Below are 24,337 nucleotides of genomic sequence, written 5' to 3' on the forward strand. Positions count from 1 at the left end.
CGCCCCACCACCGGCGGCACCACGACGCCGCGCGGCGGCCCCGGCGCGACCACGCCGACGGCCGCGCCGACCAGCACCGGCCTCACCCCGCAGACCGGCGGGAACACCGTGACCACGCCCGACCAGGTCGGGTCCGGCCCGGGCACCGGCTCCGGATCGGGCGGCTCCGGCGGCACGACCCCCGGCACCATCGGCGGCACGACCGACCCCGACCTCGGCACCTCCCTCGCCGGAGCCGGCCCGCTGACCAGCACCCCGGTGCTCGGCGGCGCGCCACCGGTCGGCGTGGGCGGCGGCACGATGACCGCCTCGGCCGGCGGCGGGCTCGGTCCGCTGCTCGGCGGTGCGGGCGGTGGGCTGATCGGCACCGGCGCGCTGGCCGGATCGGCCAGCAGTTCGCCGACCACCGTGGCCCGGCCCACCGGCGGTACGGCGGCGGCCGAGACCAGGTCGGCCAGCGGCGTCGGGCGCGGCATGGACGGGCGGCGCGGCGACGGCGCGGGCCGCGACGCCGCCACCGCCCGGCAGGGGCGGGCCGCCAACCGGGCCGGCGTCCTCGGCGGCCGCGGGCAGCACGACGACGACACCTCGGACGACCGGCTGACCTGGCTCACCGAGGACGACATGGTCTGGCAGGACGGCGCGGACGCCGCGCCGCCGGTGCTCGGCACCGATCGCTGACCGGCGACCCGCACACGACGGCCCATCCGGCGGGCGACCACCGGGTGGGCCGTCGTCATGTCCGCCCCGGCTGAGCGGCAGCCGCCGACCCTGCGCCGCCCGCATCCGGGAGCGCTCGATCCCACTCTCGCGACGACCGTCCACACCGCACCCGCGTGGCGTCGGTCACCGTCCCCGTCGCCGTGCTGCGACCACCGGAACCGGACGATAGGTTTGTCTGGTGCCGTCCGTAGCGTCCGCCCGCCCGTTGTGGTCGGTCACTCTGCGCGCGCTGCGGGCGATGACCCGCCTGGCGGCGACCGCGCTGGTGCTCGTCGTCGGTCTCGGCGGGGTGACCGCCGCGGCCGCCACCGAACCGGCCACCACCGCCGCCCAGCTCCGGCCGCTCGCCGTGACGAGCCGGGTCGACGCGCTGCGCCCCGACGCCCCGACGAGCGCGGCGGCGCCGACGACCGCCCCCGCTGAGCCGGGCGCCGCCGAGGCCGCCGCACCGGTCACCGCCGACGTCGTGGCCACCGACCGGGTCGCCGGTCCGGCCACGGGTCCCGGCCGCGGGGTGCCGGCGCGGCGCGGTCCACCCACGGTCTGACCGTCAGCCCCGTCGCCGCCCTGATGACCGCCCGACCGACGGGCTGAGGGTGCGACCCGCCGGCCCACCGCCGGCGACGCCCGCCGCACCCCGAACGACCCGGGCCCGTGACCGTCGAACCCTTTCCCTGCCGCCGTGAGGTGCTGCTGATGCGAACCGTGCTCTCCGCCGTCCTGCCCGACGTCCCCCGGGCCGCCGCGATCTGGCTGAGCCTGCTCGGCGTGGTGGCCGTCATCGTCGCCGGCCTGCTGCTGCGGCCGGGCCGCCTGCGCTTCGACGCCGGCGCCCGGATCCGGCAGGCGGCGATGCCGAGCCAACTCGAACTGGCCGAGGAGGAGCGCGAGCGGGCCCGCTACGCGGCGGAGGTCGCGGTGGCCGCCGAGCGGGCTACCGCCACCGCGCGACGCCGCCGGGCCGAGTGGCTGGCCGCGCAGGAAGAGGTCGAGCAGGTCTGGCAGGCGTACGAGGCCGCCGAGGCGGACGTCCGGCGGTTGGCGGCGGCCGCGGCGCTGCCGCTGCCCCGCACCGCCCGCACCCCCGCCGAGTACGCCGACCGCGAGCGCTTCCTTCACCGCACCGCGCTGGACGCGTACTGGCGGCGGGAGCTGTCGGTGGAGCAGCTCAGCGACGTCTTCGCGCACCGCAACGGCTGGGACCCGCGACGGCACCCGGTGGAGCAGGAACTGGTGCTGCGCCGGGCGGTGCGGGACAACCTGCTCGCCCGGCAGCGGGCGGCCCGGGAACGGGAGCAGGCCGCCTGGCGCGCCGCCGAGCTGGCCGCCGCCGCCGCGCGCAGCCTGCGCGACGAGGCGTTCGCCGCGACCCGCCGCCCGGCCGAGGAGGCCCCGTCGGTGCTGCCGCTGGCCGAGAGCCCGCGCAGCTCGGCGAACGAGCAGACCCGGGAACTGCCCCCGGTCGCCCGGGGCCGGGCCGCGGTCGCCGCGTACTGAACCGGCTTCCCGATCGGGCGACGCTGGGCGGGCCGGGCTAGCGTGTGCGTATGTCCAGTGAGGCGTGGCTCGTGGTGGCGGTCGTCGGCGTCCTGGTGGTCGCCATGCTCACCGGCGCCGTACTGCTGGCCGTACGGGTGGTCCGGGTCCGGCGCATGCTCGGCGAGCTGGGCGGCGGCGGCAAGGTCGCCTTCTACGGCGCGCTGATCTACGCGATCTTCCCGGTGGATCTGCTCCCCGACCCGATCTACCTCGACGACATCGGCGTGCTGGCCGGCGCGCTGATCTACCTCACCCGGCTGGTCGGCAAGCGCCGGGCCGCGGGCCGGCCGCTGCCCGGGCGACCGGGCACGCCCCCCGATCCGGGCCGGGTCCGGCGTCCGGTCTCCTGAACCGCAGCCGGTGCCGCATGTGATGATCGGTGCCGCACCGGGAGACGGGGGACGGGCATGCCGGACGCGCATCGGTTGGACCTTCGGGACGAGCGGGTCGTCGCGTTCTGCCGGGAGCGGCACCTGGCCACGTTGACCACCCTGCGCGCCGACGGCACCCCGCACGTGGTGCCGGTCGGGGTCACCGTCGACGCCGCGGCGGGCCTGGCCCGGGTGATCACCAGCGGCGGCTCGCACAAGGCCCGCCACGTCGCCGCTGCCGGCCCCGGCGGGGCGCCGGTTGCCGTCTGCCAGGTGGACGGGCGCCGCTGGCTGACCGTCGAGGGGCGGGCCCTGCTCCGGTCGGATCCGACCGCCGTCGCCGAGGCCGAACGCCGGTACGCCGAGCGCTACCGGACGCCCCGGGCGAACCCGGAGCGGGTGGTCATCGAGATCACCGTTACCCGGGTCCTCGGCGCGCTCTGACCCGGACAGGCCCGGGATCGACCGATCCGGGGACCTCCCGCGCGGTTACGTTCCGCCCATCCTCGATGACCGTTTCATTCCCGAGAACTCCGCCAGGGACCCGCGGGCCCCGGAATCCGGCTGCCGCTGCCACCGATGCACCTGGTCGTACCGCCGTGGGAGCCCGACCGGCCGGGCGGAATGCCGGCCGGAGCAGGACCGTTACATCCCCGGTACGTCCGTGGCCCACGCGGCCCGGGCGGTGCGAGATCCCTTGAGCCGAGCGCCTTTCCCGGTGCTTGCGGCCCCGATCCGGGGCCGACAACCCCCCGATTGGAGCCCGACCCATGAACCCGATCCTGAAGAAGAGTTATCTGTCCGTCGCCGGGCTGCTGGTGGCCGGCGGGTGCGTCGCGGGCCCCGCGATGGCCGCCTCGGCCGCGCCGGCCGGCACGGCCCCGGTCGCCTCGCCGCACACCGACAAGGGCGGTCGGGCGGACAAGCGGGCCGAGCGCATGGTGGGCATCGAGTACCAGGCGCAGCCCAACTTCTACTACTGCGGCCCGGCCGCGACCCGGATCGCGCTGTCCGCGCAGGGCAAGGCGCTGTCCCAGGACGAGGTCGCGAAGCGGCTGGGCACCACCGAGGCCGGCACCGACTCGGCGCTGGACACCACCCGGGTGCTCAACGAGCTGACCGGTGGCCGGTACAAGACCACCGAGATCCCCGGCCCGGTCGCCAAGCCCGAGGAGATCGACCGGCTGCGGGCCGACGTGCTGGCCGCGTTGGACGCCGGCCGGCCGGTGGTGGCCAACGTCAAGGGCACCGCGGTGGACACCGACGGCAGCCCGCACTCGTACGAGGGTGGCCACTACCTGACCCTGGTCGGCTACCGCGACGGCGCTGACCTGATCCGGGTCGCCGACCCGGCCAGCCCGGTCCCGGAGTACTGGATGACCCTGGAGAAGGTCGCCAACTGGATCGCCGAGCGCGGCTACTCGTCCTGACCGACGGCATCAACGGGCCGGTCTCCCCCGTTCGGGGAGGCCGGCCCGTCGGCGTCCGCGCTGCCGGTGCGTCCGGCGGGCACGGCGGGACCTGGTCGGTGCGGCCCGCCGCTCCATCCGGCCCCGGGCCGGCGGTCGCCCGGCGAACTCGCCGGCGCCGGCCGCCCGGCGGACCAGCCGGTTGGCCTCGTCCGGCTCGCAGCCGACCGACCGGAGCAGGTCGCTGGCGGCGGTACGCAGGTCCGTCACCACTGTGTCCCCGAAGCTGCCGACCCCGTCCGCCCAGGCCCGGCCGGCCAGTTCGGCGGCCTCCAGCACCAGTCGCCGGGTGCGTTCGAGCGACCCGCCGCCCTGGCACTCCCGCCGCAGTTCGCGGACCGCGTCACCCAGCCGCGCCACGGCGTCCGGCAGGTGTGCCGGGACCGGTTCGCCGTACTGGATCAGGGTGGCCGACCGGCGGGCCAACGCCCGGCTGTCGAGCACCAGCCGCTCCAGGTGCTGGGCGCTGCGGGCGTAGCGGTGGAAGTCCTGCCGCCGGCGCCACCGGACCGGCGCCACCGTGACCACCTCCTCGGCTCCGCTGAGCGACTCGTTCAGCCGTCCGATGTCGGCATCCAGACCACGCAACCGCTCCAGGGCCCGCACCACCCGGTCCGCGTCCCGCTGGGTGAGGCCGCGGGCAACCTCGTGCAACAGCTCGGTGAGCTGCGTGAAGATCGGGGCGGTGGCCCGGTCCAGCACCCGGATCGGGTTGATTGGCACCAGCAGCGCCACCACCAGCAGCCCGACCGCGCTGCCGACCAGCGCGTCGAGGATCCGGGGCACCTCCAGGTTGCGCTCGGACGGGGAGAGCGTGGCGATCAGCACAGCCGTACCGCCCGCCTGCCCGACCAGGGACCCGCTCCGCCCGGCGACCAGCAGCGCCGCCGCGATCGCCAGGCAGACCACCAGGCCGGTCTGCCACGGGCCGAAGCCGAGCCAGTACAGCAGGACGTCGCCGGTGACGATGCCGAGCGCCACCCCGATCAGCAGCTCCAACGTCCGTTGGGCGCGCTGCCCGATCGCGGCGGCGATGGTGCCGACGGCGGCGGCCGGGGCGAAGACGTGCGGGCCGGCGCCGAGCAGCTGCTGCGCCAGCAGCGCGGCCAGCGCGGCGGCCAGCCCCGCCTGGAGGGCGATCATCAGGGTGACCTCCAACTGCCGCAGCCGCAGCCGACCCGCCTGCGCTCCGCGCTGGCGGACCTCGGCCACCGCCCGACCGCCCCGCTCGCGGACCACATCCAGCGGTGAGCGGGCGGAGTCGGTCGTCCGGCGATCCTCGGCCATGGCGGCGGTTACCCGGCCCGGAGCGGGTGAACCGTGCCGTTGCGGGCAGCGCTGCCCGCCCGTCGGAAACCGCGCGGAGCGGCCCGTCGGAAACCCGCTCGCCCCGGTACCGGCCACCGGGTGAGGATCGGCCGGTGAGGATGCACACCGACCAGGTGGACGTCCCCGTGGAGCTGGTCGCCGCGCTCGTCGCCGACCAGTTCCCGCGGTGGCGGGCCCACCCCGTACGACCGGTCGTCTCGCACGGCACGGTCAACGCGCTGTTCCGGCTCGGCGACGAGATCGTCCTGCGGTTCCCGCTGCGGCCCCGCCCCGACCTGCGCGCGGAGCTGGAACGTGAGCAGGAGATCGCCCGCCGCGTCGCCGCGCACCTGCCGCTGCCGGTGCCGGAGCCGCTGGCCCTCGGCGAGCCGGCCGAAGGCTACCCGGGTCCGTGGACGGCGTACCGGTGGATCCCCGGCGAGCCGGTGGGCACCCGTATCCTCGGCGATCCCGACCGTTTCGCCTGCGACCTCGCCGGGTTCGCGGCCGCGCTGCACGCCATCGACACCGGCGGGCGGTCCTGGGCCGGGCACGGCCGGGGCGGTCCGCTGCGCGACAAGGACGGGTACGTCCGCGACTCCCTGGCCGCCAGCACCGGCCTGGTCGACACCGCACGCCTGGCGCGACTGTGGGACCGCTGCCTCGCGGCCGCCCCGCACGACGGTGCCGACGTCTGGATCCACGCCGACCTGATGCCGGGCAACCTGCTGGTCCGCGACGGCCGGCTGGCCGCCGTCATCGACCTGGAGACGGTCTGCGTCGGCGACCCGGCGGTGGACCTGATGCCGGCCTGGAACCTGCTGCCCCCGGCAGCCCGGGAGACGTACCGCCGGGCGCTCGGCGTCGACGACGACACCTGGCAGCGGGGGCGGGGCTGGGCCCTCGTGCAGGCGATCGGTGCCCTGCCGTACTACGTCGACACCAACCCGGTGATGGCGGCCACGGCCCGGCACACGCTGGCCGCGCTCCTCGACGACCGGCCCTGACCGGCGCGGAGACGGCGGTGCGGCCCGGGGCTCCGCTGTGGTGGGTTCACCCGCCCGCCCTCGGGTACCAGGCCGGTCAACCGACCGTTTCCGCAACCGGTAAGGGGCCATCATGACCGAGACACAGACCGCCACCGGCCAGGACGTCGTCGACGTGCTGACCGCCGACCACCGCGAGGTGGAGACGCTCTTCGTCGAGCTGGAGACCCGGCAGGGCACCCCCGAGCACCGCCGGCAGCTGGCCGACGTGGTGATCGCCGAGCTGGTCCGGCACGCGGTCGCCGAGGAGATGTACGTCTACCCGCTGGCCCGCAAGGCGCTGCCGGACGGCGACCAGCTCGCCGAACACGAGATCAGCGAGCACGCCGACGCCGAACGGACCATGAAGGAGCTGGAGTCGCTGGACCCCTCCGACCCCCGCTTCGACCCGCTGCTGGCCCACCTGACCAGCACCATCCGCCACCACGTGCAGGACGAGGAGAGCGACCTGTTCCCACGGCTGCGCGCCGCGGTGGCCCGGGAGGAACTGGTGGAACTGGCCGGCAAGGTGACCGCTGCCAAGAAGGCGGCGCCGACCCGGCCGCACCCGGCCGCACCGGACCACCCGCCGGCGAACCGGCTGCTCAACCCGGGCACCGGCCTGGTCGACCGGATGCGCGATGCGCTCAGCGGTCGCACCACCTCGACGGCCGAGCTGCGCGACCGGCAGAACTGACCAGCACCACGTGCCGCTGGCTGACGGCTCGTGGCGCCCCGCTTGAACTGAACGGGCGGGCGCTCCGGAAAGGACGGTCCCGGGCCGCCGCGTACGGCGACCCGGGACGGTGGTGCCGGGGTCAGCGCGCCTGGTCGCCTTCGCCGGTACGCGCCTGGGCCTGGTCGACGCCCTTGTCGATCTGCTCGTCGTACTTGCCGCCGGTGCGCTTGTCGGCCATCTCGCCGCCCTTCTCCAGCCCCTGGTCGACCTGCTTGTCGTGCTTGTCGGCGAAGTCCTTGGCCTTGTCCATGAAGTCGCTCATCAGGGCTCTCCTCAACTCGGGGTCGGGCATCCTGCGTTCCCCCCGGCCAGGGGCGCAAACGCCGACCGGACAGAACGCCACGGACGGGACGCGACGCGCCGGCCGAGCCACCGCCCGGGCCGCGCCGGCGGCCACACCGGCGGCCCGGCCCGGCACCACCGTGGACGGTCCCCGGCTCGTCCGCCGGTAACAAGGATCCGCTCCCCGACGGCCGGCCGGCCGCCTAGCGTGGGCACGGGTGTCGGACGGACGCCGGCCGGGTACCGACCACGCCGGAGATCGAGGAGGGCCGACGTGAGTGACGACGGTGCCGGGCGTACGCCCGAGACGACCAGCCGGGACGGCAGCCCCCGGCAGGCCTGGGCCGGGCTGCCGTGGCTGGTCCGCACGGCGGTCGTGTGGAGCGCCTGCCTGGTGGTGGTGTCCGCCGGGCTCTACCTGGTCGGCCGGATCGCGGTGCTGCTCGCGCCGCTGGCCATCGCGCTGGCCGCCACCGTCTTCCTGACCGCGCTGCTCGACCCGGTGCTGCTCCGGCTGCGCCGGCTGCGGCTGCCCGCCGCGCTGGCCGCCCTGCTCACCGTGCTGCTGCTGCTCGGCGTCCTGGTCGGGGTCGGCGCGCTGGTGTGGAACCTGACCGCCAGCCAGTTCAGCGAGCTGAGCGAGGAACTCCAGCGCGGCGTGCAACGCAGCCGGGACTTCGTCACCTCCACCCTGCCGGTGAGCGACCAGCAGCTCGACCGGCTGATCGACCAGGGCCGCCAGGCGCTCAGCCAGGGCTCGCTGGACCCGGTGTCCGGCGCCCGGACCGTCGGCGAGGTGCTCGGCTCGGCGCTGCTGGCCCTGGTGCTCCTCTTCTTCCTGCTCAAGGACGGGCGGTCGATGTGGCACTGGGTGCTCGACCGGGCGACCGGGCCGAACCGGGCGGTGGCCGCCGAGGCGGGCCGGGTGGGCTGGCGCACGCTGGGCGCGTACAGCCGGGGGACGATGATGATCGCGGCCATCGACGCGATCGGCATCGGCCTGGCCCTGGTGGTGCTCCGCGTCCCGCTGGCGCTGCCGCTCGCGCTGATCGTCTTCCTCGGCGGGTTCGTGCCGATCATCGGGGCCACCGTGACCGGCGCGGTGGCGGTGCTGGTGGCGCTCGCGGCCAACGGGCCGGTCACCGCGCTGCTCACCCTGGCCGCCGTCATCGCCGTCCAGCAGATCGAGGGCAACCTGCTCGAACCCCTGATCATGAAGCGCCAGGTACGCCTGCACCCGGCGGTGATCCTGGTCGCGGTCACCGCCGGCACCCTGGTCGGCGGGATCGCCGGCGCCTTCGTCGCGGTACCGGTCACCGCCGTGATCTGGCGGATCGTGGACACCGTGCAGCAGGAACGGGAGTCGCCCGCCACCGGCTGACGCGCCCGGCCGCGGCCAGGACCGCGCCCGGGCCGGTCAGGAGGGGATCGGGTGGCGCAGGTGGGTGGTGAACCATCCGGCCGCGGCATCGGCCACCTGCTCCAGCGTGCCGGGCTCCTCGAACAGGTGGGTGGCGCCGGGAACGATCCTCAGCTCGACGGTGCCCGGCAGCGCGGCGCGGGCCTGCTCGTTCAGCGTGATCACCTGCTCGTCCAGGCCACCGACCAGCAGCAGCGTCGGCGCGCGTACCTGGTCCAGGGCCGGGCCGGCCAGGTCCGGTCGGCCACCCCGGGAGACCACCGCGCGCACCAGGTCCGGCCGGGCCGCCGCGGCGACCAGGGCGGCGGCCGCTCCGGTGCTCGCGCCGAAGAGACCGATCGGCGCCGCGCCGAAGGGACGCTCGGTGGCCAGCCAGTCGACGATGGCGGCGAGCCGGCCGGCGAGCAGGCCGATGTCGAAGCGCAGCTCCGCGGTGCGGGCGTCCAGCTGGTCCTCGGTCGCGGTGAGCAGGTCCACCAGCACCGTGCCGAGCGCCCGCTCGTTCAGCGCCTGGGCCACCGCGACGTTGCGCGGACTGTGCCGGGAACTGCCGCTGCCGTGCGCGAAAAGCACCACCCCGGTGGGTTCCGCCGGCACCAGCAGGTCGGCGGTGAGTTCCACCGCCTCCGCCGGGATCGTCACCTCGCTGCTGCGCACGTCCATCTCGACCTCCACCCCCGCCGGCCGGACCGCCGGCTGCGTCACCGGACTTACCCGGCACCGCGCCCGGCACGCCGGCGTTTGCCGGCTGGGTGGTCGGGTAGCCGGCGGGTGACCGCAGACCGTACCGGCGCGAGGGCGCCCCGACGGATCGCGAGGATCGCCATGGCGCAGCAGCAGCGAGGGTCCCGACCGCAGGCCGCCGAGCGGGAACGGCGGGAACAGGACGAGGAACGCAGCCGGGACTGGGGCGACGAGGCCGCGAAGGCGCGGGTAGCCGACGATCCGCGGGCGATGGCGCCGCGCGACGCCGCGGGCCGACCGTCCCAGGGCGAACCGATCTGACCGGTCGCCGCCGGCCCGGCACGTCGCGGGCCGGCGGCGCAGTCCGTCCGGATCCTTCCCCGGGTACGGCGGACGTCACGAACCTCCGCGTCCGGAACGCGCCTGCGCGGCCTACGGCTCGTGCTCGGGCAGCCGCAGCAGCGGCGACCGGCCGGGGGCCTGCTCCGGGGCCGGGCCGGAGACCTCCAGCGGCGGCACCGGCACGGTGACCGGCTCGTCGCAGGTGACCCGCACCTTCTCGCCGTGGTGGCGCAGTTCCAGCACGTCGTCCGGGTCGCCGTGGCGCAGCGCGTACGTCACCTGGTGCGGCCGCACGTCGACCCGCAACCGCATGTCCCGCCACTGCAGCGAGAACTCCAGTCGGCTCAGCCGGCTGGAGAGCCGGGGCGAGAAGGACAGCATCCCGTCGTGGTCGCGCAGCCCGCCGAAGCCGGCCACCAGCGCGATCCACGCCCCGGCCAGCGCCGCCATGTGCACGCCGTTGCGGGTGTTCTCGCTCAGGTCGTGCAGGTCCATCAGCGCGGCCTCGCGCAGGTAGCTGTGCGCCAGCTCGGGATGGCCCACCTCGGCCGCCAGCACCGCCTGGGTGCAGGCCGACAGCGACGAGTCCCGCACGGTACGGCGCTCGTAGTAGAGGAAGTTGCGCAACTTCTGCTCCGGGGTGAACGCGTCACCCCGCCAGTGCATGGCCAGCACCAGGTCGGCCTGCTTGACCACCTGCTTGCGGTACAGGTCGAAGTACGGGTAGTGCAGCAGCAAGGGGTACTTCTCCGCCGGGGTGTGCGCGAAGTCCCACTCCTGCAACCGGGTGAAGCCCTCCACCTGCTGGTGGACGCCGAGCTCCTCGTCGTAGGGGATGTGCATGTCGATCGCCGCGTCCCGCCAGGCGGCCGCCTCCTCGTCGGTCACCCCGAGGTGGAACGCCTCGTCCCGGTGCCGCATCACCGCGTCCGCGGCGGTGAGCAGGTTCCGCTGCGCCATCAGGTTGGTGTAGATGTTGTCGTTCTTCACCGCGGTGTACTCGTCCGGGCCGGTGACCCCGTCGATGTGGAACTTTCCGCGCCGGTCGTGGTGGCCGAGCGAGCGCCACAGCCGGGCGGTCTCCACCAGCAGCTCCAGCCCGATCTCCCGTTCCAGCTCGACATCCCCGGTGACCAGCACGTAGCGCCGCAGCGCGTCGGCGATGCCGGCGGTGACGTGAAAGGCCGCCGTGCCGGCCGGCCAGTAACCCGACGACTCCGGCCCCTCGATGGTCCGCCAGGGGAAGTCCGCACCCTCCAGGTTCAGCGTCCGGGCGTGCTCGCGCGCGTAGGGCAGCGTGCTGTGCCGCCAGTGCAGCGCGTCCCGCACCGCGGCGGGATGGGTGTAGGTGAGCACCGGCAGCACGAACATCTCGGTGTCCCAGAACGCGTGCCCGTCGTATCCGGTACCGGTCAACCCCTTCGCGGCGATCGGCCGGCGCTCGGCCCGCGCGCCGGCCTGGAGCACGTGGAAGAGACCGAAGCGCACGGCCTGCTGCACCTCCGGGTCGCCCTCCACCACCACGTCGGCGGCGTCCCAGAACTCGTCGAGGTATTCCCGCTGCTCCCGGCGCAGCCCGTCCCAGCCGTCCAGCTTCGCGCCGGCGAGGGCCGCGTTTACCTGGTCGCGCAGCGCCGGCAGGGACCGCCGGCTGGACCAGCCGTACGTCAGGTACTTGACCACGCGCAGCTTCTGGCCCGGCTCCAGCACGCACCCGATGGTGGTACGGACCCAGTCCTGGTAGCCCTCGGACTCGATGGTGGTGCGGGTGGGGGCCTGCACCTCGTGGTCCATCGCGGCGGCCACCCGCAGCCCGGAGACCTTGGTGCGGTGGATGAGCACCCCGCCGTCATCGGTGGTCAGCTCCTCCTCGGCGAGCAGCGGCGACTCGAGCACCGCCGCCACCCGCGGGTCCTTGCTCTGCGCCGGCAGCGTCTCGTTCGCCACCAGCTCCGACTGGACGATCAGCCGCAGCGGCCCGTCGACCGCCTCCACCTCGTAGTCGATCGCCGCGACCGCCCGCTGGGTGAACGAGACCAGCCGGGTGCTGCGCACCTTGACCTCGCGACCGGCCGGGGAGCGCCAGTGCAGCTCCCGGTGCAGGGTGCCGGCGCGCATGTCGAGGATCCGCTCGTGGGAGATCAGCTCGCCGTAGCGGACGTCCAGCGGTTCGTCGTCGACCAGCAGCCGGATCAGCTTGCCGTTGGTCACGTTGACGATGGTCTGACCCGATTCGGGATAGCCGAACCCGGCCTCGGCGTACGGCAGCGGGCGCAGCTCGTAGAAGGAGTTGAGGTAGGTGCCGGGCAGGCCGTGCGGCTCGCCCTCGTCGAGGTTGCCGCGCAGCCCGACGTGGCCGTTGGAGAGCGCGAAGACCGACTCGGACTGGGCGAGCACGTCCATGTCCAGCCGGGTCTCCCGCACGTGCCACGGCTCGACCGGATAGGCCCGTTCCCTGATCATGCGCTCCGCCCCCCGTCGAGCAGTTCGGCGAGATCGCCGACCACCACGTCCGCTCCGTGTGCCCGCAGCTCGTCGGCCTGCCCGACCCGGTCGACCCCGACCACGTAGCCGAACCCGCCGGCCCGCCCGGCGGCGACCCCGGCCAGCGCGTCCTCGAACACCGCGGCCTGCGCCGGTGCGACCCCGAGCAGCCTCGCGCCGGCCAGGAAGGTGTCCGGGTGGGGCTTGCCGCGCAGCCCCTGGGCGCGCGCGACCAGGCCGTCCACCCGTGCCTCCAGCAGCGGCTCGATGCCGGCGGCGGCGACCACCTCCGCGCCGTTGGCGCTGGCCGTGACCACCGCGCGGCGCAGCCCCGCCGCCGCGGCCGCCTTCAGGTAGTCGACCGAGCCGGGGTAGACGCCGACCCCGTGGGTGCGCAGCTCCTGCAGCAGCCGGACGTTCTTCCGGTTGCCGACCCCGTTGACCGTCTCCGCCTCGGGCGGGTCGCCCGGTGCCCCCTCGGGCAGCACCACGCCGCGCGAGGCGAGGAAGGCCCGCACCCCGTCGGCGCGGGGCCGGCCGTCGACGTACCGGTTGTAGTCGGGCCCCGGATCGAACGGGCGGAACGGCTCGCCGCTGATCGCGGCGTGCCGCTGGAGGAACTCGTCGAAGGTCGCCTTCCAGGCGGCGTTGTGCACCCGGGCGGTCTGCGTCAGCACACCGTCCAGGTCGAAGAGACAGGCGGTCACGTGAGCAGGCAGGCCCAGCACGGTACGAATCTATCCAGACCGCCGCCGGGAAAAACCTGTTTCCGCGCCGCCGGGGCTTCAGTTCGGCCGCAGCGTCCAGATCACTGTCAGCTCCGAGGTGGGCTTGCCCGCCTCGGTGGCGATCTCCACCCGCACCGGAAACTCCGGTCGCTGGCCGGCCGCCAGCTCGGCGAGCACCTCGGCGGCCGGGCGGCCGAGCCGGGCGGTGGCCAGCACCGGGCCCATGGCCAGTTTCCGGTACGCGATCTCGGCGCGGACGGCCAGCGGCACCGCCCGGTCGAGCACCTGCCCGAACGCCGCCATCACCACCGCTCCGGAGGCGGTCTCGCCGAGCGTGAACATCGCCCCGGCGTGCGGACCGCCGACGTGGTTGTGGGTGGCCGGCGTGTCGGGCAGCCGGACGACCGCCCGCACTCCACCCTCCGCCTCGGGAGCCACCTCGACGAACTCGAGGTTCAACGTGCGGGCGAACGGCACGGCCTGGAGCATGGCCGCCGCCACCTGGCGCGAGTCGATGGTCATACCCGGACGCTACTCGCCAGTAACTTCGCGGGCAAGCCACTGCGCCCGCCGATCAGGAAGCTGTGCCACCGCCCGCCACCGGTTCCCCGCCCGCCACCGCTCCCTGCCGGGAGGGCCGCCGCGGCTTCGGGTGCAGCTGTGGTCGTCGGAGCAACCACAGCTGCACCCGAACCTCCGACGCGCCCCGCCCCGGGAGCGGGGGCGGGACGCGTCGGGGTGGTGGCGGGTCAGAGGTTGCCGATGGTGCGGAGGATCTCGGCGTAGAAGTTTCCGTCGATGCTGCGGAACAGCGCGAAGCCCTGGCCCGGGTCGCCGAAGAACGGGCGCAGCGTCCAGGCGAGTTGGGTGCCGACGAAGCCGAAGAGCAGGATCCAGATGTAGAGCAGGGTCATGCTGGCCGGGCGCTGACCCGGCTCGCCGCGCCGCGCCGGCGGGGTGCCCCAGGGCCGCTGGGGGTAGCCGGGCGGCACCATCCCGGCCGGGTACCCCGCCGGGACGAGCGCCGGCTGCCCGACGAACGCCGGCTGCGCGACCGGGGCGGGCTGCGCCGGGGCCGGCTGGGTGGTGGCCGGCGCGGACCCGTCGGCGGCCGGCGTGCCGTTCGCGGCGACCGCCGCACCGCTGACCGCCGCACCCGCCGGCACCGGTTCGGCCACCGCCGGGGCCGGCTGCGCCGCCTCGACCGACGTCGGCACCGCCTGGGCGGGCACCGCCTGGGCGGCGGGCGTGCCGGCGCTCGCCGCCTGGCCGGCGGTGGCCGGGGCGAGCAGGCCGTGCTCGTTGAGCACCTGCATGCCACCGGTCAGGAAGCGCAGGCCGACCACCGCGGACAGGGTCAGGATCGCCACGTTGAGCAGCTTGAAGAAGCCGTAGTCGGGGGCGGTGATCAGGAAGAACAGGCTGATCGGCGCGAACGCCACGGCGAGCATCGAGGTCACCGTGATCGCCACCATCACCAGGGCCACCGACTGCCGGACCGAGAGCCGGGCCCCGAAGACCAGGTTGAACAGGTAGAGCGTGGGCAGGCAGATGACCAGCGTGACCAGGAAGAGCAGCGGCAGCTTCACCGCCGAGGTCAGCGCCATCAGCGCGCTGTGGAACGCGCCCAGCACCGCGCCGTAGCAGGCCAGCGCCACGGCCGAGCTGACCAGCATCCGGCCGGTCAGCGCGTTCAGGTCACGCTCGGCCACGATCTGCTGCCAGATGCCCTGCCGGTCGCGCAGGATGCGCTCGATGACCAGCGGGCTGGGACGGTCACCCGACACGGGCGCACCCCTTCCGGTTCGATGCTCTGTGGACTGTGGTGCGCTGACGGTAGGGCACCGGGCGGGTCACCGCCACCCCACGTCGATCCGGTCGCCGCGCTCGTCGAAGAAGTGCAGCGCGTCCATGCGTACCGCGATCGACAGCGGGTGACCGGCGGCGACCGCTGGGTACGGCGCGAGCCGCACCGCCAACTCGGCCGGGCGGCGGTGGTGCCGGCCGGGGTCGTTGAGCACGCTGGTCCGCGTGCCCACGCTCGTGCTCGGCGCCTGCTCCTCCCCGGCCCGCCCGGCGAGCCGCTGCATGACCTGGCCGAACCGGCGCAGCCCGCGCTGGCCGGCGACGTCGGTGGCGTCCGCGCGGGCGCCCATCTCGTCGACCACGATCGCGGTGGCCCCGATGTCCAGGAAGGCCAGCGACTCGTGCCCGTGGTGCTCCAGGTAGCGGATCCGGCCGTGCAGCACGTCGCCGGGGCTGTCCGGGGCGACCGGGGTGAGCGCCTCGGCCCGCATGCCGACCACGATCCGTTCCCCGTGGTAGTGCGCCACCGCCCGGCTGCGGATGTCGTCCCAGGGCAGGTAGAGCGCCTGCTCGCCGAGGGTGAGCGTGACGTAGCGGTCGAGGTGGACGTAGACCGAGGCCTCCAGCAGGTTCATCCGCGGGCTGCCGAGGAACGCGGCCACGTAGAGGGTGGCCGGGCGCCCGTACACCTGGGTGGGGGTGCCGACGTCCTGCAGCACGCCCTTGCGCATGATCGCCACCCGGTCGGCCATGGTCAGCGCCTCGGCCTGGTCGTGGGTGACGTAGATGGTGGTGACGCCCAGCTCGCGGGTGAGCCCGGAGATCTCGGCGCGCAGCTCGGCGCGGAGCCCGCTGTCCAGGTTGGACAGCGGCTCGTCCATCAGGAACAGGCCGGGTCGGCGGACGATCGCCCGGCCCATCGCCACCCGCTGGCGCTGCCCGCCGGAGAGCTGGCTGGGCTTGCGGCCGAGCACGTCGCCGATGCCGAGGGCGCTGGCCACGTCGGTGACCCGCTCGCCGCGCGGCACCGGCTCGATCCCGGCCAGCCGCAGCGGAAAGGCGATGTTGTCGCCGACGGTCATGTGCGGGTAGAGCGCGAAGTCCTGGAAGACCATGGCGATCTTCCGGTCCCGGGGCGGCAGGTCGTTGGCCAGCTCTCCGTCGAGCATGATGGCGCCCGAGCTCGGGTCCTCCAGCCCGGCGACCATCCGCAGCACGGTGGACTTGCCGCAGCCGGACGGGCCGAGCAGCACCATGAACTCGCCGTCGTTGACGTCGAGGTTGACACTGTCGACGGCGCGCGTGCCGTCGGCGAAGACCTTGGTCACATCCTTGAGCGCGACGGTGGTCACCGTCTCCTCCCCCAGCTCGTCGGCCGAACCCCGAATGACTGTGACGAAACTCATGCGCTCCGCACATCGGGTAAACGTGCCATGTTCAGGCGGTGACAGACCTATTACGCCGTATCGAGCGCCGGCGATCGATCTGAGCGATGGTTCAGCAGGCCGGACGGCTCTCCGGCGGCTCGTTGAGGAAGACCCGGCGCACCACCCGCTCGGCGGCGCGGCCGTCCTCCAGCGCACAGAACCGGGCGCGGAACTGCTGGCGGGCCTTGCCGGCCGCGTCCGAGCCGTACTCGCCGGAGCGGAACAGGTCGAGCAGGTCGGCGAAGGTGCGGGCCACCGCCCCCGGCGGCTCCGCTGTCACGTCGAAGTAGACCCCGCGGGCCAGCCGGTACGCGTCCCAGTCCGGGGCGTAGACGACGATCGGCCGGTCGAGCACGGCGTAGTCGAACATCGCCGACGAATAGTCGGTGACCAGCACGTCGGCGGCGAGGTAGAGGTCCTCCACCCGGGGATGGGCGCTGACGTCGCGGATCCGGTCCCGGTACACCGGCCGCCGGGCCCGCCGGTCCCGGTCGTGGAAGTAGTGGCTGCGCATCAGCAGCCGGCCGGTCGGGCCGAGCACGTCGAGGAACCGGTCCGGGTCGAACGGCGGCCGGTAGCCGGGCAGGTGCTCCCGGTGCGTCGGCGCGTAGAGCACCACCCGCTCGCCGGGGCCGAGACCGAGGTCGGCGCGGACCCGCCGCACCTCCTCGGCGGTCGCGGTGACCAGCCGGTCGTTACGCGGGTAGCCGACCTCCAGGGTGGTGTACGCGGCCGGGTAGGCGCGCTCCCACATCTGGGTAGAGAAGCTGTTCGAGCTGACGCTGTAGTCCCAGCGGTCCACCCGGCGCAGCAGCCCGGCGAAGTCCATCCCGCCCGCGCCGAGCGGATAGCGCTGCTGGTCGAGCCCCATCACCTTCACCGGCGTGCCGTGGTGGGTCTGCAGGTGCACCTGCTCCGGTCGCTTCCGGACGAAGTCCGGGAAGTTGACGTTGTTCACCAGCCAGCGCGCCCGGGCCAGCACCCGGTGGTACCCGGGGGTGCCGGCGACCACGTACTCGACGCCCTCGGGGAGCGTGTGCACCCGGTCCCGGCGGACGATCCACACCCCGCGCACCTGCGGTGCCAGCCGCCGGGCCGCCTCGTAGACGGCCGCCGGGTTGCAGGCATAGCCGCGGTACCAGTAGGCCGCGTACACGGCCAGCGTCTGGTCGACCGGGCGCTGCAGCTCGGCCCGGTAGTACCCACGCAGCATGGCGTCCCGGGCCGTCCGGGCGGTACGCCGGGCCGCCGGCGCGACCCGCCGCTTCGTGCCCCGAGCCGTCCGCCGGGTCGCGTCCCGGGCCTGGCTGGCGGTCCGCAGCGCGCTGAAGGTCCGCCAGCGCCCGGCCGCCACCAGCCGGTACTTGAGCCCCTCTACCCCGGCCGGGGCCGGCCGGCCGTCCGGCGGGACCCAGCGGGCGTAGTCGGCGGTGATCTGGCGGAAGAAGCCGGGACGCAACTCCGGGGCGATCCGCTGGCCGTTGCCGAGCACCGTCAGGTAGTGCCAGATCATCCGCTCGAAGACCGCCGGACGCAGCTCGTCGACCGCCGGCCCCCAGGAGTCCATCAGCCGGAACACCCGGTGCCACTGCTCGAAGACCTCGAAGTGCCGGTCGCCCCGGGTCCGGGTGATCGCGCCGGCCCGCCGCTGCCGGTAGTTCACGCAGACCCGGTCCAGCACGGCGATCCGCTCGGCGGCCATCAGCACCGGGTAGCTGAACGAGACGTCCTCGTACCAGCCGGGCGCGAAGCGCAGCCCCAGTTCGACCAGGAACCGCCGGCGGACCAGCCGGTTCCAGGCGGTGTGCAGCAGGTGCAGGGTCTCCGGCCGGTCCCGCAGCCGGAACGTCCCCTCCCCGGGCGGCTCCGGGAACACCTCGGCCATCGCGCTGCGGGTGGCGGTGTCGTTCCAGTGCGTCCGGACATGGTCGACCAGCAGCACGTCCGGCCGGTCGGCGCGCAGCCGCTCGGCCACCTCGACCAGGCAGTCCGGCGCCAGCCAGTCGTCACCGTCGACGAACCAGACGTACTCGCCGACGGCCCGGTCCAGCCCGATGTTGCGGGCCGGACCGAGCCCGACGTTCTCGGTCAGCCGGATCGCGTGCATCCGCTGGTCGCGGGCCGCGTACTCGGCGAGGATCTCGCCGCCGTCGTCCGGCGAGCAGTCGTCGACCCCGATCACCTCGATGTCGGTGACCGGCTGGCCGAGGATGGAGTCCAGGCATTCGCGCAGGTAGCCCTGCACCCGGAAGGCCGGTACGACGAAGCTGATCAGAGTCATCCGGCCGCCCCTCCGTCAGCCCGGCGAGCGCCCTTCCGCACCGACCAGGCCCGCCGTCGCCCGCGCGGCGCGGGCGGGCAGGACGACCCAGGCGAGGACCACGCTCCCCACAAAAACCACGAGAAGGTACGTACCGAGTGTAGCCATCCCGATACCCGCAATTCCGACGATCGCCGCCAGGGCCAGCAGCGCCGACCGTCCCTCCCAGCCCAGCGTGGCCGGGTGCAGCGGCGGCGCGGCCTGCCGCTTCTCCAACCGGGCGGTGAGGTCGTAGTGGTGCAGGGTGAGCACGAAGACGTAGCCGAAGACCAGCCACGCCGGCACCCCGCCGACCACCCCGACCGCGATGGCGAAGAGGTACTCGGCGGCCCGCAGCGCGGCCGGCACCAGCCAGTCCAGCGGCCCGTTGTGCGCCGCGCCGGCGCCGAGCCCGCCGACCAGCAGCACCAGCAGCGCGACCGGCAGCACCCAGCGCAGCCAGCCCGGGTCGCCGCCGTTTGCCGCGAGCAGCGCCGCCACCAGCAGCGCCGCCGACCCCAGCGCGGCGACGACGGCCAGCGTGAGCGGCCCCATCGGGCGCAGCACCGGCAGCCGGCGGGCCAGCGGGCCGTCGTCGCGGTGCAGGGTGGCGTCGACCGTGTCCAGCACCGGAACCCACATCCAGCGGGCCCGCAGGGTACGCAGCGCACCGGTGTACGCGAACGCCAGCACCCCCCAGGTCAGCACGGCGACCAGGCTGACCAGCGGGCCGAACAGCGCCACGGTCACCGCGATCAGCGCCCACCGCTCGCCGATCGGGAAGACCACCGTCCGCTTCAGCCAGTACGACACCGACCCCGTGTCGGCCTGCACCCGGGTGGAGGCGGCGTTGAGCTTCCCGCCGATGCCGCCGGTGGCGCCCGCCGCCGGGCGGGGACGGCGGGCGGCCTCGTCGTGCAGCACGCCGTACCAGGTGTCGGTCATGTGCCGCACGGACTGCAGGGTCATCGCGGCGATCGCCAGCGCCCAGCCGTACCGGAACCCGGCCTGGGTCGCGCCGTAGCCGAGGCCGGCGTAGACCAGGTACTCCTTGGCCCGGTCGGCCATCGTGTCCAGCCAGCCACCCCAGGCGCTGAAGTGCCGGGTGTAGCGGGCCAGCTGGCCGTCCACGCAGTCGAGCACGAAGCCGAGGTAGAGCAGCACCGCCCCGGCGACCAGCGCCGGCCGGCCGCCGACGCCGAAGAGCAGCGCGGCGGCCACCGCGAAGGCCACCGAGATCATCGTGACGGCGGTCGGGCCGAGCCCGATCCGGGCCGCCGCCTTCGTCACGTACGGCGACCAGGTGCTGACGAAGAAGGTGGTGAAGAAGTCGTCCCGCTCCTTGACCGAGAGCTTCAGCTCGGCCCGGTCCTCGTCGACGGCGGCCACCGCCGCCGCCGCGGCGGCCAGCCCGGCGGCGTCGGTGACCCGGTGCGCGACGAGCAGGCGTACCCGGTGGGCGAAGGTCAGCGTGCCCAGCCCGGCGAGGCCGGCGAAGAGCCGGTCCACGGCGGGCCCGGCGACCGTCGGCGCGGTGCCGGCGGCGACCGCGCGGGCCGCGGCGGCGAGTACCGGCAGGTCGTCGGCGCCGACCCGCAGCGCGCCGCCGAAGATTCCGGTGGCCTCGCCGGCCAACCGCTCCGCCGGCCCGGCGTCGACCACCTGGCCGCGCTCCTCGCGCACCGCGACCCAGCCGGCGTCCGGCGGGTCGGTGAGCACCAGCGCCACGGTCGGCCCGACCGGGCTGGTGGCCAGGTGTCGCAGCACGGCGGTGTGCGCGACCAGGTCGGCGCCGGTGACGAGCACCGGCCCGGTGGCGGCGTCGGCGAGCGCGGCCAACTCGTCCAGGTCGGCGGCGAACCGCACCTCGGCCGCCCCGGCCCGGCGCAACTGCGCGGCCAGCCGGTCGGCCAGCGACCCGCCGGTCGTCGCCGCCGGCAGGCCCGGGGCCGGCGTGGTGGTGGGCAGGCTCGCGGCCGGCGCTCCGGCGGCGAGCACGATCGCGAGGGTCACCGCGGGACCGCGCTGTGGTACGCGTCCAGCGCCTCGGCGATCGTCCCGTCGACGCTCAACCGGCCGCCGTCGAGGAAGAGCCCCCGACGGCAGAACCGGGTCAGGTCCTTTTCGTTGTGTGACACCAGCACCAGAGTGCGCCCCTCCCCGAGCAGACGGTCGATCGTCGCATAGCACTTCTTCCGGAACTCCGCGTCCCCGACCGCGGTCACCTCGTCCATCAGCAGGATCGGGTGCGGCAGGTGGGAGATGATCGCGAAGCCGAGCCGGACCTTCATCCCGGACGAGTAGTGCCGCACCGAGGTGTCGATGGCCCGCTCCACCTGCTCCCCGGCGAACGAGACGATGTCGTCGAAGTGCCGCTTCAGGTAGCTCGACGACAGCCCGTGCAGCCCGCCCACCAGGTACAGGTTCTCCCGCCCGGTCAGGTCGTTGGAGAAACCGGCGGAGAGCTCCAGCAGCGGCGCGACGTCACCGCGAACCCGGATCCTGCCCTCGTCCGGGATCAGCACCCCGGCGATCAGCCGCAGCAGCGTGCTCTTGCCGGTGCCGTTGCGGCCGATCACGCCGACCGTCTCGCCGGCGGAGATCGCGAACGACACGTCGCGCAGCGGCCAGAACTGGCCGCTCGCCGCGCCCCGGGCGCCACGGTGGATGAACAGCTCCCGCAGCCGCAACTGCCGGCGGCGGTTGCGGACGAACCGGATGCCGAGGCCCTCGGCCTCGATGATCGGGTCGGCCATTTCAGAGTTCCTTGAGCACGGCGGGCTCCAGCCGGCGGAACGACCACCAGCCCGCGAGCAGCACCAGCAGGCTGCCGCCGACGGTGGTGGCGAGCAGCCGGGCGTCCGGGAACTCGGCCGGGTACCAGATGGCGTGGTGCAGCTGGAAGATGCCGACCAGCGGGTTCAACTCGTAGCCGAGCTTGAGCCAGCCGGGCAGGTCGGAGTCGCGGACCAGGCTCAGCGGATAGATGATCGGCGTGGCGTAGAAGAGCACCCGGATGATCAGCCGCATGAACCGCTCGACGTCACGCATCAGCACGTTGAACGCCGACAGCAGCAGCGCCAGCCCGACCAGCAGCACCGCCTGCACGGCCACCGCCAGCGGCAGGGCGAGCAGCGACCAGCCGAGGGTGACAGTGCCGTGCGCCGCGTACACCAGCGCCACCGCGACCAGGATCGGCAGGCCGGCGGCGTACTCGGCGAACCGGCCGGCGACCCGGCCGATCGGGAAGACCTGACGCGGCACGTTCATCGTGGTGATCAGGCGAGACTGGCCGGTCAGCGCGTTGGTCGCCTCGCTCAGCGCGGAGCTGGTCCACATCCAGGCGAAGATCCCGGTGATCAGGAAGAGCGGGTACGAGTCGGCGGCCTCGCCGAGGTGCCGGGTGGTGTCCCGGGAGTAGAGCACGCCGAAGACGAACCAGTAGATCGCGCCCATGCCGAGCGGCTCGATCAGCGACCACAGGTAGCCGAGCACGGACTGCTGGTACTTCACCGCGAGGTCGCGTCTGACCAGGATGCGCAGCGAATTGCGGTGCGACCACAACGCGCCGACGCCCGAGGTCACCGCCGCCTCCCGCCTCAGTGAACGGACGACAGGTTAGCAGTCGGTGAACGAATGCCCGGTCAGCACTCGATCACGTTGACGGCCAGGCCGCCGCGCGCCGTCTCCTTGTACTTCACCTTCATGTCCGCGCCGGTCTCCCGCATGGTCTTGATGACCTTGTCCAGCGAGACGGCGTGCACCCCGTCGCCGCGCAGCGCCAGCCGGGCGGCGGTGATCGCCTTGATGCTAGCCACCGCGTTCCGCTCGATGCAGGGGATCTGCACCAGGCCACCGACCGGGTCGCAGGTGAGCCCGAGGTTGTGCTCCATGCCGATCTCGGCGGCGTTCTCCACCTGCTCCGGGGTGCCGCCGAGCGCCTCGGCCAGCCCGGCCGCGGCCATCGAGCAGGCCGACCCGACCTCGCCCTGGCAGCCCACCTCGGCACCGGAGATGGAGGCGTTCTCCTTGAACAGCACGCCGATCGCGCCGGCGGCGAGCAGGAAACGCACCACCCCGTCCTCGGAGGCGCCCGGGGAGAACCGGTCGTAGTAGTGCAGCACCGCCGGGATGATCCCGGCCGCGCCGTTGGTCGGGGCGGTCACCACCCGGCCGCCGGCCGCGTTCTCCTCGTTGACCGCGAGGGCGAACAGGGTCACCCAGTCCATCGCGCGCAGCGGGTCCGCCGCTCCCCGGCCCGCCGCGCCGGCCGCCGACCGGACCGGGTCCGCGTCCGCCATCAGGCCGCGGTACAGCTCGGCCGCCCGCCGCCGGACCTTCAACCCACCGGGGAGTACGCCGTCCCGCTCGCAGCCGCGCGTGACGCACTCCCGCATCACCCGCCAGATCTCCAGCAGGCCGGCCCGCACCTCACGCTCGCTGCGCCAGGACAGCTCGTTGGCGAGCATCACCTCGCTGATCGACAGCCCGGTCTCGCGGGTCACCGCGAGCAGCTCCCCACCGGTGGAGAAGGGGTACCGCACGGCGGTGGTGTCGGGCTTGATGCGGTCCGCCCCGGCGGCCGCCTCGTCCACCACGAACCCGCCGCCCACCGAGTAGTACGTCCGCGTCCTGACCGGCTCACCGGCGGAGTCGTAGGCGGCGAAGGTCATCCCGTTCGGGTGGTACGGCAGCGACCGGCGGCGGTGCAGCACCAGGTCCCGGTCCGGGTCGAAGTCGATCTCGTGCGCGTCGAGCAGGCTGATCCGCCGGTCCGCCCTGATCCGGGCGACCCGCGGCTCGACGGAGTCGGTGTCGACCGTCTCCGGCGCCTCGCCGGCCAGCCCGAGCAGCACCGCCCGGTCGCTGCCGTGGCCGTGCCCGGTGGCGCCCAGCGAGCCGAACAGCTCCGCCTGGATCCGCGTCGTGTCGGCGAGCAGCCCGTCGGCTTTGAGGCCGGCGACGAAGGTGCGGGCGGCCCGCATCGGCCCCACGGTGTGCGAGCTGGACGGCCCGATGCCCACGCTGAACAGGTCGAAAACGCTGATCATGGCTGCTCTTCCTCGCCGTCGTCCGCCTCGCGCGGGGTGGTGGCCCGGCCCGGTGGTGGCCGCCCCGGTCGGGCGGCGGTCGGGCATCGCAGGGTGTGGACGCCCGACCTGCCAGCCTACCTGCCCAGGTCAGCCGCCGCCCGGCCCGGCACCGAGGCCGGCACGATCCGGCACGACGCCGGCGGCGCGTCGGGCCGGTGCTGCGTCGGGCCGGCGCCGCGTCGGGTCGGCGGGGGTCGGCGGCGCGTCGGGTCGGACCCGGCCGGGTAACCACCTACGGGTGACCGGCTGTCCGATCCTCCCGCAGGCCGAGGGCAGGGGCGCCGCCTGTTCCTACCGTTGATGTCAGACGCGGCGGATCCGCCGCAGAGTGGGAGTACGACGATGAGTCGCAAACTGGTCCGACCCCGCCAGGGACGCATGTTCGCCGGTGTCTGCGCCGGTCTGGCCCAGCGGTTCGGCACGTCCGCCAACTTCGTCCGGCTGCTGTTCCTGCTGTCGCTGCTGCTGCCCGGCACCCAGGTGGTCGTCTACCTGGTGCTCTGGATCCTGATGCCGAACGAGGACCGCTACCTCGCCACCACCCGCCACTGACCCCACCCGGCCTCCCCACCCCGGCCGCCCGCACGGTCAGCGAAAG

General features: G+C 74.3%; 23 protein-coding genes and 1 pseudogene. 11 read left to right on the plus strand and 13 right to left on the minus strand.

The window, feature by feature from the left end; genetic code table 11:
• From DLJ47_RS35940 to DLJ47_RS26660, 6 genes and pseudogenes are all read left to right on the plus strand, one after another.
• Positions 1-681 (plus strand): annotated as a pseudogene (locus DLJ47_RS35940) (WXG100 family type VII secretion target); the annotation flags it as partial.
• A gap of 220 nt (positions 682-901) precedes the next feature.
• Positions 902-1,270 carry a hypothetical protein gene (locus DLJ47_RS26640; RefSeq protein ID WP_146228203.1) on the plus strand — a complete coding sequence of 123 codons (369 nt, stop codon included), beginning with the start codon at positions 902-904 and terminating at the stop codon, positions 1,268-1,270.
• Positions 1,271-1,419: 149 nt separating this feature from the next.
• Entirely contained in the window at positions 1,420-2,220 is an 801-nt protein-coding gene (locus DLJ47_RS26645) for a hypothetical protein (protein ID WP_109903949.1), read from the plus strand.
• 50 nt (positions 2,221-2,270) lie between these two features.
• Positions 2,271-2,612 (plus strand): YkvA family protein, encoded by a 342-nt coding sequence (locus DLJ47_RS26650; protein ID WP_109903917.1) that lies wholly within the window; start codon positions 2,271-2,273, stop codon positions 2,610-2,612.
• A 57-nt stretch (positions 2,613-2,669) separates the two neighbouring features.
• Complete coding sequence (locus tag DLJ47_RS26655) at positions 2,670-3,077, plus strand: pyridoxamine 5'-phosphate oxidase family protein (RefSeq protein WP_109903919.1); 408 nt, start codon at positions 2,670-2,672, stop codon at positions 3,075-3,077.
• Positions 3,078-3,403: 326 nt separating this feature from the next.
• A complete protein-coding gene (locus tag DLJ47_RS26660) occupies positions 3,404-4,063 on the plus strand; it encodes a C39 family peptidase (protein ID WP_109903921.1) in 660 nt (219 codons plus the stop codon).
• Positions 4,064-4,072: 9 nt separating this feature from the next.
• On the opposite strand, the gene DLJ47_RS26665 is transcribed toward DLJ47_RS26660, so the two are convergent.
• A complete protein-coding gene (locus DLJ47_RS26665; RefSeq protein ID WP_109903923.1) occupies positions 4,073-5,389 on the minus strand; it encodes an FUSC family protein in 1,317 nt (438 codons plus the stop codon).
• Between the two features lie 140 nt (positions 5,390-5,529).
• On the opposite strand from DLJ47_RS26665, the gene DLJ47_RS26670 reads away from it, so the two are divergent.
• Both DLJ47_RS26670 and DLJ47_RS26675 read left to right on the plus strand, forming a co-directional pair.
• A complete protein-coding gene (locus DLJ47_RS26670; RefSeq protein WP_109903925.1) occupies positions 5,530-6,417 on the plus strand; it encodes an aminoglycoside phosphotransferase family protein in 888 nt (295 codons plus the stop codon).
• A 112-nt stretch (positions 6,418-6,529) separates the two neighbouring features.
• The gene (locus DLJ47_RS26675) at positions 6,530-7,132 is read left to right on the plus strand and encodes a hemerythrin domain-containing protein (protein ID WP_109903927.1); all 603 of its coding nucleotides are present in this window, start codon (positions 6,530-6,532) and stop codon (positions 7,130-7,132) included.
• Positions 7,133-7,253: 121 nt separating this feature from the next.
• On the opposite strand, the gene DLJ47_RS26680 is transcribed toward DLJ47_RS26675, so the two are convergent.
• Positions 7,254-7,436: an antitoxin gene (locus DLJ47_RS26680; RefSeq protein ID WP_088997160.1), complete on the minus strand. Its 183-nt coding sequence runs from the start codon at positions 7,434-7,436 to the stop codon at positions 7,254-7,256.
• 294 nt (positions 7,437-7,730) lie between these two features.
• On the opposite strand from DLJ47_RS26680, the gene DLJ47_RS26685 reads away from it, so the two are divergent.
• Complete coding sequence (locus tag DLJ47_RS26685; protein WP_109903929.1) at positions 7,731-8,837, plus strand: AI-2E family transporter; 1,107 nt, start codon at positions 7,731-7,733, stop codon at positions 8,835-8,837.
• A gap of 36 nt (positions 8,838-8,873) precedes the next feature.
• Here DLJ47_RS26685 and DLJ47_RS26690 read toward each other — a convergent pair whose 3' ends face one another.
• Positions 8,874-9,539 carry a dienelactone hydrolase family protein gene (locus DLJ47_RS26690; RefSeq protein ID WP_109903951.1) on the minus strand — a complete coding sequence of 222 codons (666 nt, stop codon included), beginning with the start codon at positions 9,537-9,539 and terminating at the stop codon, positions 8,874-8,876.
• 162 nt (positions 9,540-9,701) lie between these two features.
• Here DLJ47_RS26690 and DLJ47_RS26695 point away from each other — a divergent pair, with 162 nt between their 5' ends.
• Positions 9,702-9,881: a hypothetical protein gene (locus DLJ47_RS26695; protein WP_109903931.1), complete on the plus strand. Its 180-nt coding sequence runs from the start codon at positions 9,702-9,704 to the stop codon at positions 9,879-9,881.
• A gap of 111 nt (positions 9,882-9,992) precedes the next feature.
• On the opposite strand, the gene DLJ47_RS26700 is transcribed toward DLJ47_RS26695, so the two are convergent.
• The 10 genes from DLJ47_RS26700 to DLJ47_RS26745 form a co-directional block, all read right to left on the minus strand.
• Entirely contained in the window at positions 9,993-12,365 is a 2,373-nt protein-coding gene (locus DLJ47_RS26700) for a glycoside hydrolase family 65 protein (protein ID WP_109903933.1), read from the minus strand.
• Entirely contained in the window at positions 12,362-13,114 is a 753-nt protein-coding gene (locus DLJ47_RS26705) for a beta-phosphoglucomutase family hydrolase (protein WP_109903935.1), read from the minus strand. Before DLJ47_RS26705 ends, DLJ47_RS26700 begins: the two co-directional genes overlap by 4 nt.
• 57 nt (positions 13,115-13,171) lie before the next feature.
• A complete protein-coding gene (locus DLJ47_RS26710) occupies positions 13,172-13,636 on the minus strand; it encodes a DUF4442 domain-containing protein (RefSeq protein WP_109903937.1) in 465 nt (154 codons plus the stop codon).
• A 227-nt stretch (positions 13,637-13,863) separates the two neighbouring features.
• Entirely contained in the window at positions 13,864-14,901 is a 1,038-nt protein-coding gene (locus DLJ47_RS36400; protein WP_199236014.1) for a hypothetical protein, read from the minus strand.
• 66 nt (positions 14,902-14,967) lie between these two features.
• On the minus strand, positions 14,968-16,326 hold the full coding sequence (locus DLJ47_RS26720; protein WP_199236015.1) for an ABC transporter ATP-binding protein: 1,359 nt from the start codon (positions 16,324-16,326) through the stop codon (positions 14,968-14,970).
• Between the two features lie 91 nt (positions 16,327-16,417).
• A complete protein-coding gene (locus tag DLJ47_RS26725) occupies positions 16,418-18,628 on the minus strand; it encodes a bifunctional glycosyltransferase/CDP-glycerol:glycerophosphate glycerophosphotransferase (RefSeq protein WP_109903939.1) in 2,211 nt (736 codons plus the stop codon).
• A 15-nt stretch (positions 18,629-18,643) separates the two neighbouring features.
• The gene (locus tag DLJ47_RS26730) at positions 18,644-20,659 is read right to left on the minus strand and encodes a DUF5941 domain-containing protein (RefSeq protein ID WP_199236016.1); all 2,016 of its coding nucleotides are present in this window, start codon (positions 20,657-20,659) and stop codon (positions 18,644-18,646) included.
• A complete protein-coding gene (locus DLJ47_RS26735) occupies positions 20,656-21,402 on the minus strand; it encodes an ABC transporter ATP-binding protein (RefSeq protein ID WP_109903941.1) in 747 nt (248 codons plus the stop codon). Before DLJ47_RS26735 ends, DLJ47_RS26730 begins: the two co-directional genes overlap by 4 nt.
• Position 21,403: 1 nt before the next feature.
• A complete protein-coding gene (locus DLJ47_RS26740; protein ID WP_109903943.1) occupies positions 21,404-22,231 on the minus strand; it encodes an ABC transporter permease in 828 nt (275 codons plus the stop codon).
• 59 nt (positions 22,232-22,290) lie between these two features.
• Positions 22,291-23,697: an L-serine ammonia-lyase gene (locus DLJ47_RS26745; RefSeq protein ID WP_109903945.1), complete on the minus strand. Its 1,407-nt coding sequence runs from the start codon at positions 23,695-23,697 to the stop codon at positions 22,291-22,293.
• A 384-nt stretch (positions 23,698-24,081) separates the two neighbouring features.
• Between DLJ47_RS26745 and DLJ47_RS26750 the strand changes: the two genes are divergently transcribed.
• A complete protein-coding gene (locus tag DLJ47_RS26750; protein WP_109903947.1) occupies positions 24,082-24,291 on the plus strand; it encodes a PspC domain-containing protein in 210 nt (69 codons plus the stop codon).
• Positions 24,292-24,337 lie beyond the last annotated feature (46 nt).

This window comes from Micromonospora sp. S4605 (assembly GCF_003176715.1).
Taxonomy (GTDB): domain Bacteria; phylum Actinomycetota; class Actinomycetes; order Mycobacteriales; family Micromonosporaceae; genus Micromonospora; species Micromonospora echinaurantiaca.

Excerpts from the sequence above, each read along its gene's own strand:
- DLJ47_RS26645 (WP_109903949.1), top strand. The coding sequence starts at position 1,420 with ATGCGAACCGTGCTCTCCGCCGTCCTGCCCGACGTCCCCCGGGCCGCC.
- DLJ47_RS26650 (WP_109903917.1), top strand. The coding sequence starts at position 2,271 with ATGTCCAGTGAGGCGTGGCTCGTGGTGGCGGTCGTCGGCGTCCTGGTG.
- DLJ47_RS26655 (WP_109903919.1), top strand. The coding sequence starts at position 2,670 with ATGCCGGACGCGCATCGGTTGGACCTTCGGGACGAGCGGGTCGTCGCG.
- DLJ47_RS26660 (WP_109903921.1), top strand. The coding sequence starts at position 3,404 with ATGAACCCGATCCTGAAGAAGAGTTATCTGTCCGTCGCCGGGCTGCTG.
- DLJ47_RS26665 (WP_109903923.1), bottom strand. The coding sequence starts at position 5,389 with ATGGCCGAGGATCGCCGGACGACCGACTCCGCCCGCTCACCGCTGGAT.
- DLJ47_RS26670 (WP_109903925.1), top strand. The coding sequence starts at position 5,530 with ATGCACACCGACCAGGTGGACGTCCCCGTGGAGCTGGTCGCCGCGCTC.
- DLJ47_RS26675 (WP_109903927.1), top strand. The coding sequence starts at position 6,530 with ATGACCGAGACACAGACCGCCACCGGCCAGGACGTCGTCGACGTGCTG.
- DLJ47_RS26680 (WP_088997160.1), bottom strand. The coding sequence starts at position 7,436 with ATGAGCGACTTCATGGACAAGGCCAAGGACTTCGCCGACAAGCACGAC.
- DLJ47_RS26690 (WP_109903951.1), bottom strand. The coding sequence starts at position 9,539 with ATGGACGTGCGCAGCAGCGAGGTGACGATCCCGGCGGAGGCGGTGGAA.
- DLJ47_RS26695 (WP_109903931.1), top strand. The coding sequence starts at position 9,702 with ATGGCGCAGCAGCAGCGAGGGTCCCGACCGCAGGCCGCCGAGCGGGAA.
- DLJ47_RS26700 (WP_109903933.1), bottom strand. The coding sequence starts at position 12,365 with ATGATCAGGGAACGGGCCTATCCGGTCGAGCCGTGGCACGTGCGGGAG.
- DLJ47_RS26710 (WP_109903937.1), bottom strand. The coding sequence starts at position 13,636 with ATGACCATCGACTCGCGCCAGGTGGCGGCGGCCATGCTCCAGGCCGTG.
- DLJ47_RS26720 (WP_199236015.1), bottom strand. The coding sequence starts at position 16,326 with ATGAGTTTCGTCACAGTCATTCGGGGTTCGGCCGACGAGCTGGGGGAG.
- DLJ47_RS26725 (WP_109903939.1), bottom strand. The coding sequence starts at position 18,628 with ATGACTCTGATCAGCTTCGTCGTACCGGCCTTCCGGGTGCAGGGCTAC.
- DLJ47_RS26735 (WP_109903941.1), bottom strand. The coding sequence starts at position 21,402 with ATGGCCGACCCGATCATCGAGGCCGAGGGCCTCGGCATCCGGTTCGTC.
- DLJ47_RS26745 (WP_109903945.1), bottom strand. The coding sequence starts at position 23,697 with ATGATCAGCGTTTTCGACCTGTTCAGCGTGGGCATCGGGCCGTCCAGC.
- DLJ47_RS26750 (WP_109903947.1), top strand. The coding sequence starts at position 24,082 with ATGAGTCGCAAACTGGTCCGACCCCGCCAGGGACGCATGTTCGCCGGT.